Genomic DNA, 18,474 nt, shown 5'->3' with positions numbered 1-18,474 from the left:
GGAAGCGGAGACGGGCGCAGACGCGTCAGATGGAGCGGTGCCGGATCCACCAGAAGCCGAAGGCGGCCATAAGGAGGGTGACTCCGAGGTACGCGGAGAGCTCGATCCACTGGAACGGCCAGTAGCGGTCGGCGGGCTGGTATGTGTAGCTGAAGTGCAGGTTCTGGCCGGCCATGCAGGCCATGTTCTCCGCCTGCGAGCTCTTCTCGCACGTCTTCGCCTGCTGGAGGGTGTAGGGGGTGCCGTCGGCGTTGACCACCTTGGCTTCGTCCGTCAGGGACCAGGTGCCCGCCATGGTGTAGCCCATGATCGTGGCGCCGCGGTCGTTGATGCCGAAGGTGTCCGATCGGCTCATCGCGTCCTCGTCGAACGCCACGGTGGTCGTCATGGGCACCATGAGGTGCTCGCGGACCACGGTGGGCACGAACAGTTGGACGATGGCGAACACGGCCAGGGTCAGCGCCATGGCCACCAGCGTGCGGCGTACGACGAGGCCGACGACGGTGCCGAGGACGAACGCGAAGGCGGCGTAGCCGAGGGGGACGACGTTGCGGGAGGCGAAGTTCACCGCGCCGAAGCGGTCTCCGATGAACTGGTCGTAGCGGCTCGCGTTCCAGGTGAGCAGGAGGCTGAACAGGCCGGTGACCGCGACGCTCGCGAGGGTGAGCAGGACCAGCTTGGTGGCCAGCCAGCGGGTGCGGGTCACGCTCTGGTTCCAGACCAGGCGGTCGGTCTTCTCCTCCAGCTCCCGGGTGATCAGGGGCGCGCCCCAGAAGATGCCGATGACGGCGGGAACGGCGATGAGCAGGAGGCCGACGATCGACAGCGGGCCGGTGTACGACTCGTCGAAGGTGTGCCGGGCGGTGACGCAGTCGCTGGGTTGGCAGCCCAGGACGTCGGCGTAGTCGTCGCGGATGCCAGAGCCGAGGTACACCAGGTAGATCGCGATCGCGGCCAGGGCAGCGGCGGCGACCAGGGCCTGGGTGCGGAACTGCCGCCAGGTCAGCCAGATCATGCCGCACCGCCGATCGATTCGACCGCGGCGCGGGTCATGTACGCCATGCCCAGGTCCTCGAGGTCGACCGGCTGCGCGCCCGGCAGCGCGGCGTCGGAGCGCACGACGTCCTCGTGGATGCGCTCGGCGGCGGCCGGTAGGGCACCGGCCACCCGGTGGTGTACGGCCAGCAGGTCGTCCACGTCGCCCGCCAGCTGCACCCGGCCCGCGGCCAGCACGATCAGGTGGTCGCAGACCTGTTCCAGGTCACCGAGCAGATGTGAGGACAGCACCACGCTGACCCCGAGCTCGGCGACGAAGTCCAGCAGGTCGCGCAGGAACGCGTGGCGGGCCAGCGGGTCGAGCGAAGCGACCGGCTCGTCGAGGACGAGCAGTTCGGCGCGTTTGGCGGCGGCGATGGTGAGGGCGAGCTGGGCCCGCTGCCCGCCGGAGAGCCCGCCGGCCTTCTGCGCGGGGTCGAGGCCGAGCCGCTTCACCCGGCGCTCGGCCAGCGGCTGGTCCCAGCGGGGGTTGAGCCGGGCGCCGAGTCGCAGGTGGTCGGCGACCGACAGGCCGCGGTAGACCGGGGCGTCCTGCGCGACGAACCCGACCTTGGCCAACTGGGCCGCGCTGCCTCCCGGGCGGTTGCCGAGCACCTCGATGCTGCCCGTCGTGGGCGCGATGACTCCGCAGGTCAGCCCGAGCAGAGTGGACTTGCCCGCGCCGTTGGGGCCGACCAGGCCGACGATCCGCCCGGCCGGTACGTGCAGGGTGCAGTCGGCCAAGGCGGTGGTGTGGCCGTACCGTTTGCCGAGCCCCCCGGTCTCGATGACCGGCGTTGTTGCTGTGGTCACGGAGCGATCCCCTATCTCGAATGGATGTGGGGGTCAGTTCTAGCCAGTCGGCGGTCACGGCACGGTCAGGGTGTGACCGCATTGTGACCGTTGTGCGGATAACCTCGCCCGATGAGGGTGCTCGTGGTCGAGGATCAGGTGGTACTCGCCGACTCAGTGGCGCGGGCTCTGCGCCACGAGGGGATGGCGGTCGACGTGGCGTACGACGGCGCCGCCGCGCTCCAGCGCACCGCCGTGCTCGACTACGACGTCGTCGTGCTCGACCGTGACCTGCCCGGCGTACACGGCGACCAGGTGTGCCGCACGCTGGTCGCCCGGGAGTCGCCCAGCCGGGTGCTGATGCTGACCGCCTCGGGCACCGTCGCTGAGAGGGTCGAGGGTCTCGGCCTGGGCGCCGACGACTACCTGCCCAAACCGTTCGCGTACGCCGAGCTGGTGGCCCGGATCCGCGCGGTCGGCCGGCGCTCCCAGCCGGCCACCCCGCCGGTCCTCGCGCACGTCGACCTGCGGCTCGACCCGGCACGGCGGATCGCCACCCGCGCCGGGGCGCAGCTTGCGCTGGGCCCGAAGGAGTTCGCGGTCCTCGAGCATCTGCTCACCGCCCAGGGCCGGGTGGTCTCCGCGGAGGAACTGCTCGACCGGGTGTGGGACGAGGCCGCCGACCCGTTCACCACGACGGTCAAGGCAACGATGAACCGGCTGCGGGCCAAGCTCGGCGATCCGCCGTTGATCGTGACGGTCGCGCGCGCCGGCTACCGCATCTGACATGCGGGTCAACCGGCTCCGGCGGCGCCTCACCCTGCTGTACTGCGCGGCGTCGGTCGCCTCCGGCGTCGTGCTGCTCCTCATCATCACGGTGCTGTCCCGCAGCCTGCCGCCGGCCGACGCGCCGGCGCCGGAGGGCGTCTCCGTCGAGCCGGGCCACCTGCCCGACTCCCTACTGGTCGACCTCAATGCCTACCGGTCGGACATCCTACTCCTGCCGGCCGTCGCGCTGGCCATCATGGCCGTGCTGTCGCTGGCGGTGGGCTGGTTGATCGCCGGCCGGATCCTGCGTCCCGTGCGCACGATGACCGGGCGCCTGCGGCAGATCTCCGGCCGCAACGTGCACGAGCGGCTCGCGATGGCGGGTCCCCGCGACGAGTTGAAGGATCTCGCCGACACCGTCGACGAGCTGCTCGGCCGGTTGGAGACCGCACTAGACGGCCACAAACGATTCGTCGCCAACGCCGCGCACGAGCTGCGTACGCCGCTGACCGTCGAGCACGCCCTGCTCGAGGAGCCGCTCGTCGCCCCGAACGTGACCGTCGAGAGGTACCGGGCCAACTTCGAGAGTCTGATCGCGGTCAACCGAGCGCGGGCCCGGCTGCTCGAGTCGCTGCTGACCCTCGCCGGCAGCGAGCACGGCCGGGGCCGGGCCGAGCCGGTCGACCTCGCCGGGCTCGCCGAGCAGGCGGTGCGCGACCGGGCAGCCGAGCTTGACCGGCACGGGCTACGGGTCAAGACTATGATCCGGCCAGCCACATTGATCGGCGATCCGGCGCTGATCGGGCGGCTGGTGGCCAACCTGTGTGACAACGCCGTCCACTACAACATTCCCGGCGGCGTGGTCGAGGTGGCCACCCGCCGCGCCGCGGATCAGGCGCTCCTGGTCGTCACAAATACCGGTCCGGTGGTACCAGCCGAGGAGGTGGACCGGCTATTCGAGCCCTTCCAACGCATGCGGCGAGTGGCCGACGACCACCACGGGCTGGGCCTGTCGATCGTGCGGGCGATCGCCGTCGCCCACGGCGCCGTGCTCACGGCCCACGCGCATCCTGAGGGCGGGCTCACCGTCGAGATCAGCTTCCCGCCTATGTCGTGACCCCGGGGGTAGGTGCTGCTGCGTAAGCGCCGGGCAAAATTACTCGGACGTTCGCAAGGTTCAAGCGGACGCGACAGGCGTACCGGCCGTGTATTCGCACTATCAAACATTGCACACGGTCAGTACAGCGTACGGATTCGCCGTGTGGCGATGCTCGGCGCGACCGACCTGGGCGGGGAGCGGTAACGTGAGCGACAGTCAATGCCTTCTACAGACAGTGTCGAGGTGCTGAGGGCGGAAGGCCATTTCGTGGACGGGCTCGTCGGCGCACTGGACACACCACTGGCCGACGGAGGCATCGATGCTCTCGACCGCCGTGGGTCAGCGTTCGTGCGGCGTGAAACCGCCCTGCTCAGAGCATGTGTCAACCCAGGTGTCTCACGTTGCCGGGCTGGCAGAGAGGGGACTGCGGAGCGGGCATGACCAACTTCGGAAATGATCAATAAAATTTATGAACTTCGATGATGATCTGAATTGGTCATGCCAGCCTTGTTATCGCAGCGCGGGTGCGTCGCCACCAAATCCTGTCAAGTCGGCCGCCGTTCACGATGTTGCCGGAGTCTCGGTCCCTGGAGTGCTCGGCGGTGTGCGATTGTGGCATGGGATGAGGTCTATCGGCCCGGCAGTGTCAGTGCGTACGTCAGCCCGCGCCGCACCCAGGAGGCCAGGTCCGGACGTGTGGCACAGGCATGTTCGGCCGCTGTGATCCAGCCCTGTGAGGGTCGGCCGCGCATCACCATCGTAGCGGTACCGGGCTCGGTGAGCGCGGTACGCCTGGATGCCGGTGAGCCGCCCGGCTGGGGCGTCCAGTACGACGTCGTCCGCGATGAAGGTCATTGCCGTCTCAAGGTCTTTGCCGGTCCACGTCCGGTGGTGAGCCAGAGCGATCTGCAATGCTGGGCTGGTCATGATCTCTCCTTCCGGTGTTGCCCGTTACGACACCAACGACCCGAGAAACGGAACGGCTGTGGCGAAGATCGCGTTTGAGGATCTGATAGCGCAGCACCGGCGCGAGTTGCTGGTGCACTGCTACCGCCTGTTGGCATGGCTGGCCATGCCGCCCGCCCCGCACGAGTACCACGGCGTGTCGGCCATCGTCTCGTTCCTGCGGACCAGCGCCGCCTGGCGCGTCAGCCAAGGGCTACGGATCCGGCTGCGCACCACTCGCATGAATGGACAGTCGGCGTTCGTCTCGCGGCTGGTCGGGGATGCGTTCGAGCGACCCGGCGGGCTGATAGTGCTCACCCCGGCCGGCGACCGCCTGAGCGGTATGACCCTGTTCCCTCACGACATCTGAGCCCGGTGCCCTGGCGACTCCTCGACGGCTACGGTTACCGCATCGCCAAGACCCCGAAACCCGAAACGGGCTGCCACGGTGGCGGTCGAGGTGCAATGCCGACGGTCGAGATCGGACGTACTGATCTTGCGTCGGCCAATGTCCTGTTCGCCGTCGAGGCCGGTCCTTCGAGGACTGCCAGGAGTCGTGCTGGTCGCGCGGCAGATCGGCCTGCCGGTGTCAGCACGGCCGTTCCAGTGTGAAGCCGTGGGTCCGGGCCGGCCGCGGAACGTCTACGTCCGCGAGGACCGGATGATCACGGTCATTCGATCCCCGATCTTGATCGTGCGGCGCCTGCGGGTCATGACTGCGCTGTCGGACGGGCGCCGGGCTCGGCGTCATCGGCAGGTGCCACGTGCCCGAGGACGCACGCCACCGGCGGGTCGAGGTCGAGTATTTCGGTTCGGAGGTGTGTGAAACCCGCTTCGGTGAGCAGGCCCGCCAGTTCGTTGGCGGCCGCCGCCGCGGTGGCCGCGGTGGCACCGGGACAGCGGGGCTGGGATACCAGAGCGGTGCGCCCGCCTGGCCGCAACAGCCGGGCGAGTTCGCGCAGTCGGGCCGGTGGGTCGGGCCACATGCCGACGGTGTTGACGGCAAGCGCGGCGTCGAACGGCCCGTTGCTGATGGACAGGCGCTCGACCGGTGTGTCAATCAGGCGTACCCGTCCGGCCCGGACGGCGGCTCTGTTGCGGCGGCGGGCCTGGCGGATCATTACCTGCGAATGGTCGACGCCGACCACCAATCCCCGCGTCGCCCGGGCGGCGAGGGCGGCGAGGGCCACGCCCGGACCGCAGCCGAGTTCGATGACGCGGTCGGTCGGCTGGACATCGAGAAGCTGTGCCGCCCAGCGGTTGCGCGCCACGTTCGACGAGCGCCGGCCCATGATCCAGCCGGCGACGTGCCCCACGGCTCCGGTCGGGCGGTGGAACTGTGCCAGCCCACCACGGGGTCCCCACCATTGCATGATGCGGGTCAGCGCTCTCTCCTTGATCTCCATGAGGTGAGCAAAGCACTTCAGGTACACTTGAAGTCAATGCCTGCTACCGAGCGCGCCCCGGCTTCGCCGGTCACGCCGATGTTGTTGTCAATCGGTGAGCTGTCCGAACGTACCGGGGTGCCGACGAGTGCGCTGCGGTACTACGACGAAATTGGATTGGTGCGGCCGGCCGCTCGGGCGGCGGGACGACGGCGCTATGCCCAGTCAGCGGTCCGGGACGTCGGCCTGATCCTCTTCTTCCGCGACATCGGGTTCTCACTCACGGAGATCGGTCGTTTCATCGCAGGCGAGCGGCAAGGCCGACGGGAGATGATCGATCACAAGTTGGCCGAGCTGGCCGAGCGGCAGGACCGTATCGAGGTGGCCCGCACCGCCTTGGAGCACGGTAGGCGATGCCCAGCCAGCGACCCCATGAAGTGCTCCCGATTCTGGTCGATCATCGAAGGGCGACTGCACGGCCTCTCAGCGGAAGAAAGCCACGAGCGAGCGCACTGACAGATCCCTCGCCGTCGCGAACACGAACCCACGACGAGCTTCTGTCGTCTCAACGGCCATCGATGATGCGCGAGAGTCCGCCCGCAAGCCAATCCCCAACGGGGCGCCGGGACTCGGTAGCAGTCCGACCGGCGGCGCCCGGCCCGGAGCGCGCCGTCCCGGGTCCGGCGGCGACCGCGATCGACAGATACCACCCGCATCGGACGCCACCCGGCCTCGGGTAGGCCGCCGCGGGCCGGCCGGCGACCGTCATCGGAGCGTCGGTGCGCGATGATACCTGTATGCACCGACGGCGGTGGGGTTTTGTGCGCAGGGCGGGGTGGGGTCTGTTCGGCGCCGCCGTGCTGCTGCCCGGCGTGTGGGTCGTAGCCCAGGCGGCGGGGGCTACCGACAGTACGTTCGACCGGTGGGTGGGGTGGGCGAACATCCACGCCCTGTGGGTGGGCGGTCTGGGGATAGCCTTGATCGCGTTCGACAAGGTCGCCGCCCGGCCTGTGGAGCGCGCCGCGGTCGACGAGGAAAAAGTCCAGCGGGCGGTGACGGATCTCGCGGCACGGATCGAGCGGGAGTGGGCTGCGGAGGCCGCGCTGCGGGACGTCACCCGGCCGGCGCCGGTCCGGGTGTCCTGGTCGTCGACGGATCGGCCGGCCGCCGACCGACAGATGGTGCTCGACGACCCGCTTGGGGGCGAATGGCAGCAGTATCCGTTGCAGGGGCGGATCGACGCGCCGAACGAGGAGATCGCGACGGCCTTTCGAGCACTACCTCACCGACACCTGATGGTGCTCGGCGCACCAGGTGCCGGCAAGAGCGTGTTCGCGATTCTGCTGACCCTGGGCCTGATCCGTCGTCCGGCCGAGGGAGAGCCGCTGCCGGTGTTGCTGGCGATCACCGCGTGGGATCGGGCTGAGCGGGCGGACGCCTTCGTGATTCGCCGCCTGACCGAAGACTACGCCGACGTGCTGGCCGGCTACGGCGACCCGCAGACGCTGGCCCGACACCTGATGGAGCACAAGCGGATCCTGCCGATCTTCGATGGGCTGGACGAACTCGCCGACCCCGCCGACGCGCTGCAGGCTCTCGACGTGTTCGCCGCAGCCGGATGGCCGCTGGTGGTGACCTGCCGACCCGAAGAGTACGAGCAGGCGGTACGCCGCAGCCGTGTGCTGTCCCGCGCTGCCGTGGTCGAGTTGAAGTCGGTCGGTGTCGACGAGGCCATCGCCTACCTGTCTCAGCCTGCGCCCGATCCGCGGTGGGAGCCGGTCTTCGCGCACCTACGGGCGCATCCCGACGGGCCGCTGGCAGGGGCGCTGTCCACCCCGCTGATGGTGGCGCTGGCCCGCGGCGCATACCAGGCCCCCTCGCCGGCCGACCCCGCCGACCTGCTCACACCCGCCGCGGACGGGCCGGGCGCCACTCACAACGAGCTTCCTGACGAGGCGCAGCCGGCTGATCAGGCCGCGCTAGAGGCTCGGCTGCTGGCGGCCTTCGTCCCGTCGGTCTACGCGGCCCGGCCGCGCCGCGCCGCGCTCGACCGGCAGCCGGTGGCCGGCGTCGACTACCGCCCCGAGCAGGCCCAGCGGTGGTTGACGTTTCTCGCCCGGCACATGCGCGAGCACGGCACGCAGGACGTGGGCTGGTCGGAGCTGGGCCAGATGGTCCGTACCGCCTTCACGGGTTTGTCCGCCTTCGTGTTGGCCTCGGTGACGGCGCTGCTGTTCGGGCCCGTGTTCGGGCCCGTCGTCGGGTTGGTCCTTGCCACCGTGGTGGGTCTCGCCACTGCCGCGCTGATGGCCTACACAGGTGGGCCGCCGCAGGGACGCCACGAGACCAAGGAGTTGACCCCCCGGTCGGCCCTGTCGGCAGAGCGAACGCGCACGATCGCCCGCGGCCTCCTCGGCGGCAGCGCCTTCGGCGCCCTGCTCGGCCTGCAGTTGGCGGCGTTCCTGGGCTTGGAACTGTCGTACGCGGGACTCGTCGTCTTCGTGTTCTTGTCGGCCTATGCCCTGGCCGCGATGCTCGACCACACCTGGGGCTCGTTCCTCATCGCCCGAGTCTGGCTGTTCGTCACCGGCCGGTTGCCGTTCCGGTTGACCCGGTTTCTTGAGGACGCGCATCGCCGAGGGGTGCTACGCCAGTCGGGTGCGCGGTACCAGTTCCGGCACCTGCTCCTGCAGGAGCATCTGGCCGGCGGAGCGAGCCCGCCACCCGCCGCGCCCGCCGCGGAGACGAAACCACAGACGCGCACAGCGGTGGACGGAGAGCGATCGAGGTGGCTCGATTGGCGGGCGCGCCTCTGCGTGGCGGTGGTGAGCGTGGTGTTCGTAGCCTTTTTCATACTGGCGGCCGGACACCTGGCTCCCGTCTACCGTTCGGGCGATCAGCCCGAAGTCATCCAGGAAACCCGTTGCACTAGCACTGCCGACGCTGGGGGCAGCATCACCTGCACGCAGCTCATAGCCGGCTATCGGTGGCCGGTCGGACCGGGTGGCCAGACCGGTACCACCTTCGCCTCCCCGAACCGGCCGCGGGTTCTGCGATTCCGCGGTGTGGACGGCGAGTTCCGCCTCAGCCGATCGGAGGGCTGTGCCGGCGCGGTCTTCGAGTGGCGGCTGGACGCCGATGGCCAGTTGATGCGATCGGGAGAGGTCCGCGCCGGGGCGAGCACACTCGACGCGTCGGGCGCCGCTCCGTACCAGGCGAGGACCATCACGGTGTCGGCGCGGCGTATCGATACCGCGTCGTGTACCGCTTACCTGCATTGGGATCACCCGACCGTGCGCTACTACGGCGTCATCCCTGGGCTTGCTTCATCAGCCCGGGAATGAGCGGTGGCGCATGTCAGGAGCCGGTTGCTCCGCTGCCGCCGGTCTGGGGTCGACGTCGTCTCCCGATAGCTGGCCGGTGCGGCCGGCAGCGGCGGAGTCGATCGATCGAGCGGCCCGGCGGCGGAACGCGCGCACGGACGGCACACCTCGGCGGTGGCACCTTCGAGGCCCCCGCCCGAATTGTCGGCCTGATCCGGGTTGACAAGAGGCCGTTGGGCTGAACTTGGTGGCCTTGGTTGACCAGCTAAGGCCGCGAAGCTGCACCGGCTGGACTGCCGCAACCCGAGATCGTCCTGAACCCTTGACTCGATGGATGTGTTCTGTACTCTGTATACAGTACGCATCCGCTTCAAATAATGAGGGAAGGGCGCGGCCAGTGAGGTCACCTGTTTGCGAGATGTTCGGGACGAGGACGGCGATCTTCGGCTTCACCCCCTTCCGCGAGGTTGTCGTCGCGCTCGGCAACGCTGGCGGCTACGGAGTGCTCGGCGCGTCTCGACGCACTCCCGAAGTCCTGGACGCGGACCTGCGGTGGATCAGCGAGAACGGCGGCGGCCACCCGTTCGGCGTGGACATCGTCTACCCCGCCACCTCCGCGGGCGATGACCTCGGCGCGATGCGGAGCACCCTCCCGGCCGAACACGTCGAGTTCGTCAACCGATTGATGGATCGCTTCGAGATCCCGAAGGGCAGCGATCCGGATCGTGGGGATCTCTATGCCGCGCACCGCCTGACCATGGCCAATGCCCGGGCGCAGACCGAGGTGGCGCTGGCGCACGACCCGTCCTTCGTCGTCTCGGCCCTCGGGGTCCCGCCGCCGGACATCATGGACGCGATCCACGCCAAGGGTGCGTTCGTCGGGGCTCTCGTCGGTTCACCGAAGCACGCCTTGCGGCAGGTGGAAGCCGGGGTCGATGTCATCGTCGCCCAGGGCAACGAGGCCGGCGGTCACGTCGGTCGTATCTCGACGATGGTGCTGGTCCCGCAAGTGGTCGACGCCGTGGGCGATGTGCCGGTGCTCGCCGCCGGCGGCATCGGCGACGGTCGCCAGGTGGCCGCGGCGGAGGCGCTCGGGGCGGCGGGTGTGTGGTTGGGTTCCATCCTGCTCACCACCGTCGAGAGCCAGTCCGCACCGGTGGTCAAGCGCAAGCTCCTCCAGGCGACTTCGGACGACACCCTTGTGACCAAGTCCTTTTCGGGCAAGTCGGCCCGCGTGCTACGGACGCCCTGGTTCGACGCGTGGGAGTCGCGGGAGGCGCCGTCGCTGCTCAAGGCGCCCCTCCAGGGGCTTCTCGTCAGCGAGGCCATGACCAGCATGGTGGAGAACGAGCACGACCTCGTGACGAGCCCGGTCGGTCAGATCATCGGCATGGTCGACAAGGAAGAGTCGGTGGGGGTCGTCATGGACCGGCTGCTCGCGCAGTACGCCGCGGCTCGGACCCGAGTGGGGTAGGGATGGACAGCCCGCTGCACGGCATCAAAGTGGTCGACTTCGGGCAGTACGTCGCGGCTCCCGGGGCCGGGGCGCTGCTGCGCAACCTGGGTGCCGAGGTCGTCAAGGTGGAACCCTACGAGGGCGAGGCCGCGCGGTTCATCGGATCGTGGGGAGACGGAGTGCTCCGCGCCTACAACCGTGGCAAGCACTCGATCGCGTTGAACCTCCGGGAGCCGGCCGGCGTGAAGGTGGCCAAGCGACTGGCCGGTTCCGCCGACGTACTGATCCAGAACATGCGGCCCGGCGGCATGGCTCGCCTCGGGCTCGGCGCGGAGACGCTCCGCGAGCTGAACCCGAGACTCGTCTACGCCACGGTCACAGGATTCGGCACCCAGGGGCCGTCCAGGCACCGCGCCGGCCTCGACATCGCCGCCCAGGCGGAAAGCGGGATGATGTCCCTCACCGGTGAGCTCGGCGGCGACCCTCTGCGCGTCGGCTTCGCGGTTGTCGATGCCACCACGGCGCACGCCCTCGCCCAGGCGATCCTGGCTGCCCTGTTCGCGCGCGAGCGCTCCGGGGTCGGGTCGAACGTCGAGATCTCCCTGCTCGACGTCGCCGTGCACCTCCAGGCCCCGAACTGGGCGGAGTCGTTCCGGACCGGAACCACGCCGGTCCGGAACGGGAACGGACAACCCACGATCGCCCCTGCGGCAGAACTGGTCAGGACAGCAGACGGACACATCGTCCTCTCGGCCTACTCGGCTGCTCACTGGAGGACGCTGTGCGGCCTCATCGGTCGTGAGGATCTCGCCTCCGACGCGCGTTTCGTCGACAACCCGAGCCGGGTCGCGCACCGGGCGGAGCTCCGCGCGGTCCTCGATGACGCGTTCTCGAAACTCTCGAGCGAGAAATGCGTCGAATGGCTCTCGAACAACGGGCTCGTGGTCGGCGCAGTGAGGAGCTACCCGCAGGTGCGCGCCGCAGCCGACGTCAGGGCGGGCGAGATCTTCGGGATGGCCCCCGACGAGGACGGCCGGGCCGAGGAGTACCTGTCCACCCCTTACTTCTTCGACGGCTCCCGGCTTCCGGTGAAGGTCCCCGCCCCCCGCCGTGGGGAGCACTCGGTGCGGGTGCTCCGGGGCTCGGGATTCACCGACGAACAGATCGAGGATCTCATCGCCGCGAAGGTGGTGTACGCGGGGGAGTGACCTGTGCACAGACCGGCCGTGAGGGTGCCCAGACAACGAGGAGGAACGATGAGGGCGTGGCAGGTGACCGGACTGGGCCAGCCCCGCGACGTGCTCAAGGTGGTCGACGTCGCGCGTCCCGAGCCGGGGCCCGGCCAGCTCGTCGTGCGTGTGCGAGCCACGGCGGCGAGCTTTCCCGATGCGATGATGTGTCGAGGTGAGCACCAGCTCAGGCCCCCGCTGCCGTTCACCCCGGGCCTGGAGGTCTGCGGCGAGGTCGTCGCGATCGGTGAGGGTGTCGAGGGCTGCCAGAAGGGTGACCGGGTGCTCGGTGCCGCTGTGCTCCCGTTCGGAGGACTCGCCGAATATGCGCTGATGCAGGGGGTCGCCACTTTTCCGGCGCCCGCCGTACTCGACGATGCCCAGGCCGCGTCACTGCTGATCGGGTACCAGACCGGTTGGTTCGGGCTCCACCGGCGCGCACGGATTCGCCCGGGTGAGACCCTGCTGGTGCACGCGGCCGCGGGAGGAGTGGGCAGCGCCGCTGTCCAGCTCGGGAAGGCGGCTGGCGCGCGTGTGATCGGTGTCGTCGGCGGTTCGGCGAAGGCCGCAATCGCCCGGACGTTGGGCGCCGACGTCGTGGTCGACCGCCGCGAACAGGACTTCGTCGACGTGGTGAAGGCCGAGACCGGTGGACGCGGTGCCGACGTCGTCTACGACCCGGTCGGTGGCGAGACATACCGGCGCTCCACCAAGTGCGTCGCGTTCGAGGGCAGGATCGTGCTGGTCGGGTTCGCCGGCGGGGAGATCCAGTCGGCCACGCTCAACCACCCGCTGCTGAGGAACTACTCGGTGGTGGGTCTGCACTGGGGCCTGTACAAGACCCGCGACCCCGCGGCGGTCGCACAGTGCCATCGCGAACTCGCAGCAATGGCTGCTGCCGGTGCCGTGCGCCCGCTGATCGGCGAGACGCTCAGGAACGACGAGGTCGCGGACGGGCTCCAGCGGATCGCCGACGGAGGCACCGTCGGCAGGGTCGTCTACGTGCCGTGACGGCGCGCTTGCCGGATGCGGCGGCCACGGTGTGCGGGACGCCGGGCCGCGCCCGTACAACCTGTGACGAACTCCGGGCTAGCTGACCATCTCGGCCAGCAGCACGATGAGGGTTCTGGGGCCGTGGACGCCGTCCACACGCTGCAGTTCGATGTCGCTGGTCGCAGACGGTCCGCTCACGAAGGTCAGTGGCCGGTCAGGTGCCAAGCGGCGCAGGCCCTCGGGCACGGTTTCGACGACACTCGTGGTCGGCACGATGCACACGTGCACGTCCGGTACCAGGGTGAGGAGCCGGCGACCGCACATCGCCGAACCGTCCAGCACGATGGTCCCCGTCTCGGCGATCGCCAGGGCGCACCCGGTGACGACCGCGGGAACGGCGTCCAGTTCGCGCGGGCTCGCAGACCCGTCATCAGGTCGGACCTCGAGGCCCGCGAGCCATCGATCCGGCAGCCCAGGCGCGTGGAGCGCGGGCCGGGTCGCCGAGGCGCGACCAGCGAGCACGTCGAGGAGCGTCGCAACGATCTCACCCTCGCCGATCGTGCGGATGACGGTCGCACCGTAGTCCTCGAGGCGGTCCACGAGCAGCGCCTTGAGGTCTTCGGAGTCGGCTGCCCGAGAACCCTCGGAGCGGTAGCGCCGGGGTACCTCGACGGGGTGCGTCGGCGTGCCGAGGGCATGTCTCACTCGCGCCAGCACCTCGTCCCGACCGTTCACTGGTCCGTGCTCCCTCGGGTTCGCGACCACCAACTCCGGAAGGTCTCTGATGGAAGTTCGGGAAGGTCACGGCTCGCGGTCCACCGGTTCAGCGGAGGCGGCAGAGGCAGGACCGGCCGGCCATGGCGTACCGCTCCACGGGCGAGCGTGGCGGCCCGGCCTGCGCGGCCGAACGACCGCGCGTCGGACATGGTGCGGGCTGCGGCCCTCATGGCGATCGCCTCGACGGTGGGTAGCCGGCGCGCTGCGGCCTGTACCTCGACGTGCTCCGCCCGCAGGCGGACGAGCTGCTCGGGTATCGGGATCCGCACCGGGCACACGTCTGCGCACGCACCGCACAGCGACGATGCGAACGGTAAGGAGTCGTTGGGCGCGCTGCCGTCCAACCCGGTTAGCTGGGGTGACAGGATCGCGCCGATAGGCCCGGGGTACACCGATCCGTAGGCATGCCCACCTGTTCGCTCGTAGACAGGGCAGACGTTCAGGCACGCCGAACACCGGATGCAGTGCAAGGCGGAGCGTCCTTCGGGGTCGGCGAGCACGCGTGTGCGGCCGTTGTCCAGCAGGATCAGGTGGCACTCTTGCGGGCCGTCACCTGGAGTGACCCCGCTCCATATCGAGGTGTAGGGATTCATCCGCTCGCCGGTCGAGCTGCGCGGCAGGATCTGGAGGAACACCTCGAGGTCCCGCCAGGTTGGGAGAACCTTCTCGATACCCATCACGGTGATGAGCGTCTCGGGAAGGGTGAGGCACATCCGGCCATTGCCTTCCGACTCGACCACGACGAGCGAACCGGTATCGGCGACCGCGAAGTTGGCACCGGACACCGCGACCCGTGCCCGGAGGAACGCGTCGCGGAGGTGCCGCCGTGCGACCGTGGCTAGCTGGTGGGGCTCGTCGGTCAATGTCGTCCCATCGAGCCCCGGGATGTGCTCGAGGAAGATTTCGCGGATCTCCGCGCGACCGCGGTGGATTGCCGGCACCAGGATGTGCGACGGCCTATCGTCCGCGAGCTGGACGATCAGCTCCGCGAGGTCGGTCTCGATCGCCGTCACTCCGGCACGTTCGAGCGCTTCGTTCAGGCCGATTTCCTGGGTTGCCATGGACTTCACCTTGACGACCTCGCGCGCGCCGGCCCGTCGGGCGATGCGGACCACGATCTCGTTGGCCTCAGCAGCGTCTCTGGCCCAGTGGACCGTCCCCCCTCTGGCGGTCACCTCGCCTTCGAGCCGGACCAGCAGCTCTGGCAGCCGCGCCATGGCGGACGCCTTGATCGCGGCGGCGGAGTCGCGCAGATCCTCCCAGTCGGGCACTTCGTCGACGGCCGATGATCGCTTCGCGCGGATGGTCGACGTGGCCTTCCCGAGGTTCGCTCGTAATGCGGTGTCGCGCAGTGCCCGCCGGGCGGCGACCTGGAACGGCTCAGAACCCTGGACGACGCTCTCCGCGCTGGCCGCCGGCCCGCGGACACCCGGCATGCCGAGGAACGTGGTCACCGGCGTCACCCCTCTCCGGTGCTCGCGAGGATCTCGGCCAGGTGGACGGTCCGTACCCGCGACCGTTGCCGGCTGAGCCCCCCGCCGATGTGCATGAGACACGACGCGTCCCCTGCGGTGACGACGTCAGCGGACGTCGCCTCGATCGCCGCGACCTTGTCCGCCAACATCGCCGCCGACGTCTCTGAGTTCTTGAGGCTGAAGGTCCCCCCGAAGCCACAGCACTGTTCGGAGTCGGGAAGCTCCACCAGTTCAACGCCTTGCACCGCATTCAGTAGCCGCGACGGTCGGTCCGCGACTCGAAGCATGCGGAGGCTGTGGCACGTCGGGTGGTAGGTCACCCGACGTGGATAGACGGCGCCGACGTCCGTCAGCCCGAGGACATCCACCAGCAACTCCGACAACTCGTACGTGTGCCGGGCAAGTGCGCTGGCCCGGTCCGCCAGGAGGTTGTCGCCGGCTCTGCGCGCGACGTCGGCGTGCTGGTGCCGAATCGAGCCCGTACACGAGCCGGAGGGAGCAAGGATCGCCTCGCATCCGCTGTCGAGCGCTCGCTCGAAGACCTCCACGTGATGACGGATGAGGGCCATCGCGTCGCCCTGGTAGCCCGTGTTCACGTGCATCTGGCCGCAGCAGGTCTGGTCGTGCGGGAACACGACCCGGTGACCCAGCCTCTCGACGAGGGCGGTGGTGGCCCTCGGGACGTTGGGAAACAGCACGTCACCGAGGCAGGTGGCGAACAGTGCGATCTTCATGCCGACGGCCCAGGGCGCGGGTGCGGACGATGGGGTTTCACGCGCGCTCGTTTCTCTAGAGACCTTGTCGGAACGTGGGTCGTAATGTATACAGAGTACAATTCTACAAGCTGCGCGTAAAGAGTTGCGGCACCCACGATGCAAGGAGGCGTCGCCTGTGAGGCTTCACGGTCGAATCGCAATGGTGTCCGGTGCGGGATCGGGTATGGGGCGCGCGGTTGCCGAGCGCCTGGCCGACGACGGGGCCGAGGTCTACGTCACCGACCTCGACGGTGCTGCCGCTCAGGAAGTGGCGGACGCGATCAGGGCCAAGCAGGGCCGCGCCCACGCTGTGGCGCTCGACGTGACCGACCTCGAATCCCTTCGGGGCGTGTTCGGCTCCATCCGCGAGACGCATGGAAAGCTCCACATCCTCCACAACCACGTGGGCATCCCCGGCGCAGGCGGGTTGACCGAGGTGACCGAGGACCAGTTCGCCCTGGCCGTCGACGTCAACATGAAGTCCGCTTGGTTCGGCACCTCCCTTGCGTGGGACCTCCTGCAGAACGCCGACGGCCGAGCCTCGGTGATCTACACCGCCAGCACGTCGGCCATCGTCGGGTCCCCGTTCAGCCCGCTCTACTCCTTCACCAAGGGCGCGCTCCCGTCGCTGGCACGCTCGATCGCCCTCGCCGGCGCCGCGGTCGGCATCCGCGCGAACACGATCTGTCCGGGCCCGACCGACACCCCGATGCTCTCGGGCTTCTTCAACCGCAGCGGGACCGACGACGTGGACGCCAAGGTGGCCGCCTTCCTCAAGGGAGTCCCCGCAGGACGCCTTGCCACCGCCGAGGACGTCGCCGGGGTCGTGTCCTTCCTCGCCTCGGACGATGCCTCGTTCGTCACCGGCGCAACCGTCGCGATCGACGGCGGCCTGACCATCTCCTGACCTGCCGACACCAGAGGACGCACCGTGACAAACACCATCGACAACACCGTGTACGTCGCCGGCCGTTGGCAGGTCGGGGAGGGCGAGAGCCGCACCATCACCAACCCCTCGACCGGCGAGCCGTTCGTCGCCTTCCGGCAGGCGTCTCCTTCGCAGGTTGACCTCGCGATCACGGCCGCGCGCGCCGGATTCGACGGCGACGAGTGGCGCAAGTGGACACCGCTCGACCGCAGCGAGGCCCTGACACGCATGTGGAAGGCGATCGACGAACGCCGCGCCGAGCTCGCCGAGCTCATCATCGACTCCGTCGGCTCCACCCGGTCGCTCACAGAGGCGCTGCAGGTCGGAGGGCCGGTGGACACGTTCCGCTACTTCGCGGAACTGGCGGCCCGGGGTCCTGCGGGCGGGTGGGAGCGTCCGCTTCCGCTCCACCATGACCCGGTCACCACGTCCAGCATCCTGGTGCGTGAGCCAGCGGGCGTCGTCGTCGCGCTCAGCCCCTACAACTACCCGCTCCACAACCTGTGCTGGAAGATCGGCGGCGCCATCGCCGCCGGCTGCACGCTGGTGGCCATGCCGGCGCCGCAGGCCGCGCCCGCTGTGGTCAAGATGTTCGAGGTCCTCGAGTCCGCGGGTCTACCCGCCGGTGTGCTCAACCTCGTGCTGGGCGGCCCCGAGCAGGGCGAGATCCTCACGCGAGACCCCCGCGTCGACATCGTCTCGTTCACGGGATCGGTCGCCGTCGGGGCAGCGGTGATGGCGCAGGCCGCGTCGGCCGTGCACAAGGTGATCCTCGAACTCGGCGGCAAGGCGGCCAACATCCTGCTGCCGGGTACGGATCTGGGCCGGGACGCGATCCTTCCTTCCCTGTTCCGGTTCGTCCGGAACGCGGGGCAGGGGTGCGGTGCGACGACCCGGATCCTCGTGCATCGGAACGACTACGAGGGATTCGTCGACGCGGCGCGCCCGATTCTCGAGGGGTTCGCCGTGGGCGACCCGCGGGACCCCGCTACGGTCGTCGGCCCACTGGTGTCCGCCGCCCACCGGGAGCGGGTCGAGGCATACATCGACCGCGCCGTCCAAGGTGGCGCCAAGATCCTTGCCGGTGGAGGACGTCCTGACCTTCCGGGGTTCTTCCTGAACCCGGTCCTCATCGGGAACACCGACAACTCCAAGGAGATCTGCCAGGAGGAGTTGTTCGGACCGGTGGCCGCGGTCCTCGTCTACGACACCGTCGATGAGGCCATCGAGATCGCCAACAGCTCCCGATTCGGGCTGAACGCCAACGTGGTCGGTCGCACCAGCGAGGCCATCGAGGTGGCTCGCCGCCTGAGGGTCGGAACGGTCACCGTGAACGGCGGCGGCGGCATGCGTCCGGACGCGCCGTGGGGCGGCATCGGCGAGAGCGGCGTCGGACGGGAGATGGGTGAGGACGGACTCAACGAGTTCTTCGAAGTCAAGCACATCCAGTGGCCGGTCGACGGTGTCGGCAAGCCGCAGGGCCTGGACTAGAGCGGCCGGAAGGGCGGGCATCA

General features: G+C 69.3%; 17 protein-coding genes. 10 read left to right on the top strand and 7 right to left on the bottom strand.

What is annotated here, in order from left to right; translation table 11 throughout:
* Positions 1-25 precede the first annotated feature (25 nt).
* Both Drose_RS25360 and Drose_RS25355 read right to left on the bottom strand, forming a co-directional pair.
* Positions 26-1,015, bottom strand: a complete 990-nt coding sequence (locus tag Drose_RS25360; protein WP_260723818.1) for an ABC transporter permease subunit — start codon at positions 1,013-1,015, stop codon at positions 26-28.
* Positions 1,012-1,848 (bottom strand): ABC transporter ATP-binding protein, encoded by an 837-nt coding sequence (locus Drose_RS25355; RefSeq protein ID WP_260723817.1) that lies wholly within the window; start codon positions 1,846-1,848, stop codon positions 1,012-1,014. Before Drose_RS25355 ends, Drose_RS25360 begins: the two co-directional genes overlap by 4 nt.
* A 111-nt stretch (positions 1,849-1,959) precedes the next feature.
* Here Drose_RS25355 and Drose_RS25350 point away from each other — a divergent pair, with 111 nt between their 5' ends.
* Positions 1,960-2,613, top strand: a complete 654-nt coding sequence (locus Drose_RS25350; RefSeq protein ID WP_260723816.1) for a response regulator transcription factor — start codon at positions 1,960-1,962, stop codon at positions 2,611-2,613.
* 1 nt (position 2,614) lies between these two features.
* Positions 2,615-3,712: a sensor histidine kinase gene (locus tag Drose_RS25345; protein WP_260723815.1), complete on the top strand. Its 1,098-nt coding sequence runs from the start codon at positions 2,615-2,617 to the stop codon at positions 3,710-3,712.
* A 543-nt stretch (positions 3,713-4,255) separates the two neighbouring features.
* On the opposite strand, the gene Drose_RS25340 is transcribed toward Drose_RS25345, so the two are convergent.
* Positions 4,256-4,549, bottom strand: coding sequence for a hypothetical protein (locus Drose_RS25340; RefSeq protein WP_260729803.1), 294 nt, complete (start codon positions 4,547-4,549; stop codon positions 4,256-4,258).
* A 130-nt stretch (positions 4,550-4,679) separates the two neighbouring features.
* Here Drose_RS25340 and Drose_RS25335 point away from each other — a divergent pair, with 130 nt between their 5' ends.
* Positions 4,680-5,009, top strand: a complete 330-nt coding sequence (locus Drose_RS25335; protein ID WP_260723814.1) for a sigma-70 family RNA polymerase sigma factor family protein — start codon at positions 4,680-4,682, stop codon at positions 5,007-5,009.
* A gap of 340 nt (positions 5,010-5,349) precedes the next feature.
* Here the strand turns inward: Drose_RS25335 and Drose_RS25330 are convergent, their stop codons facing one another.
* Entirely contained in the window at positions 5,350-6,045 is a 696-nt protein-coding gene (locus Drose_RS25330) for a class I SAM-dependent methyltransferase (protein ID WP_260723813.1), read from the bottom strand.
* A gap of 36 nt (positions 6,046-6,081) precedes the next feature.
* On the opposite strand from Drose_RS25330, the gene Drose_RS25325 reads away from it, so the two are divergent.
* The 5 genes from Drose_RS25325 (at position 6,082) to Drose_RS25305 (ending at position 13,043) form a co-directional block, all read left to right on the top strand.
* The gene (locus tag Drose_RS25325) at positions 6,082-6,540 is read left to right on the top strand and encodes a MerR family transcriptional regulator (RefSeq protein ID WP_260723812.1); all 459 of its coding nucleotides are present in this window, start codon (positions 6,082-6,084) and stop codon (positions 6,538-6,540) included.
* Positions 6,541-7,202: 662 nt separating this feature from the next.
* A complete protein-coding gene (locus tag Drose_RS25320) occupies positions 7,203-9,368 on the top strand; it encodes an NACHT domain-containing protein (protein WP_260723811.1) in 2,166 nt (721 codons plus the stop codon).
* A 313-nt stretch (positions 9,369-9,681) separates the two neighbouring features.
* Entirely contained in the window at positions 9,682-10,821 is a 1,140-nt protein-coding gene (locus Drose_RS25315) for an NAD(P)H-dependent flavin oxidoreductase (RefSeq protein ID WP_260723810.1), read from the top strand.
* 2 nt (positions 10,822-10,823) lie between these two features.
* Positions 10,824-12,011 carry a CaiB/BaiF CoA transferase family protein gene (locus Drose_RS25310; RefSeq protein WP_260723809.1) on the top strand — a complete coding sequence of 396 codons (1,188 nt, stop codon included), beginning with the start codon at positions 10,824-10,826 and terminating at the stop codon, positions 12,009-12,011.
* A gap of 48 nt (positions 12,012-12,059) precedes the next feature.
* Positions 12,060-13,043, top strand: a complete 984-nt coding sequence (locus Drose_RS25305; protein WP_260723808.1) for an NADPH:quinone oxidoreductase family protein — start codon at positions 12,060-12,062, stop codon at positions 13,041-13,043.
* A gap of 78 nt (positions 13,044-13,121) precedes the next feature.
* Here Drose_RS25305 and Drose_RS25300 read toward each other — a convergent pair whose 3' ends face one another.
* The 3 genes from Drose_RS25300 to Drose_RS25290 are packed head-to-tail and all read right to left on the bottom strand — an operon-like array spanning position 13,122 to position 16,011.
* On the bottom strand, positions 13,122-13,760 hold the full coding sequence (locus Drose_RS25300) for a LutC/YkgG family protein (RefSeq protein ID WP_260723807.1): 639 nt from the start codon (positions 13,758-13,760) through the stop codon (positions 13,122-13,124).
* Positions 13,757-15,238 carry a LutB/LldF family L-lactate oxidation iron-sulfur protein gene (locus tag Drose_RS25295; RefSeq protein WP_260729802.1) on the bottom strand — a complete coding sequence of 494 codons (1,482 nt, stop codon included), beginning with the start codon at positions 15,236-15,238 and terminating at the stop codon, positions 13,757-13,759. The genes Drose_RS25300 and Drose_RS25295 overlap by 4 nt, the downstream gene beginning before the upstream one ends.
* Positions 15,239-15,261: 23 nt before the next feature.
* A complete protein-coding gene (locus Drose_RS25290; RefSeq protein ID WP_260723806.1) occupies positions 15,262-16,011 on the bottom strand; it encodes a (Fe-S)-binding protein in 750 nt (249 codons plus the stop codon).
* A gap of 205 nt (positions 16,012-16,216) precedes the next feature.
* On the opposite strand from Drose_RS25290, the gene Drose_RS25285 reads away from it, so the two are divergent.
* Both Drose_RS25285 and Drose_RS25280 read left to right on the top strand, forming a co-directional pair.
* Positions 16,217-16,939, top strand: coding sequence for an SDR family NAD(P)-dependent oxidoreductase (locus Drose_RS25285; RefSeq protein ID WP_260723805.1), 723 nt, complete (start codon positions 16,217-16,219; stop codon positions 16,937-16,939).
* Between the two features lie 24 nt (positions 16,940-16,963).
* Complete coding sequence (locus tag Drose_RS25280; protein ID WP_260723804.1) at positions 16,964-18,451, top strand: aldehyde dehydrogenase family protein; 1,488 nt, start codon at positions 16,964-16,966, stop codon at positions 18,449-18,451.
* Positions 18,452-18,474: the final 23 nt, after the last annotated feature.

The sequence above is a fragment of the Dactylosporangium roseum genome (assembly GCF_025264685.1).
Classification (GTDB): Bacteria; Actinomycetota; Actinomycetes; order Mycobacteriales; family Micromonosporaceae; genus Dactylosporangium; species Dactylosporangium roseum.
This window is presented reverse-complemented; position numbering and strand designations above follow the sequence as displayed.